Here is a 463-nt window from a genome sequence, read left to right as displayed (position 1 = left end):
GTGGCCACGACCACCACCTTCATGCCCGCAAGGACCGCGGAGGCGGCGTTGGTGCCGTGCGCGGAGGCCGGGATCAGGCACACGTTGCGCTGGCCATCGCCCCGCGAATGGTGGTAGCCGCGGATCGCCAGCAGGCCCGCCAGCTCGCCCTGGGAACCGGCGTTGGGCTGGATGGAGACCTGGTCATACCCGGTGATCTCGGTCAGGTCCGCCTCCAGGCCCGCGATCAGCTCACGCCAGCCCTCGGTCTGCGAATCCGGGGCGAACGGGTGGATCGAGGCGAACTCCGGCCAGGAAATGGCCTCCATCTCCACCGTGGCATTCAGCTTCATCGTGCACGAACCCAGCGGAATCATGGTCCGGTCCAGCGCCAGGTCCCGGTCCGACAACTTCCGGATATACCGCAACAGCTGCGTCTCCGACCGGTACGTATTGAACACCGGATGCTGCAGGTAGGACGAAG

At 66.5% G+C, this 463-nt stretch carries 1 pseudogene; it reads right to left on the bottom strand.

The annotated features are described in order from the left end of the window. Positions 1-463, bottom strand: a pseudogene (locus tag AC5RUU_RS19615) (glycine dehydrogenase (aminomethyl-transferring)); the annotation flags it as partial.

Source organism: Arthrobacter sp. K4-10C (assembly GCF_059090085.1).
This window is presented reverse-complemented; position numbering and strand designations above follow the sequence as displayed.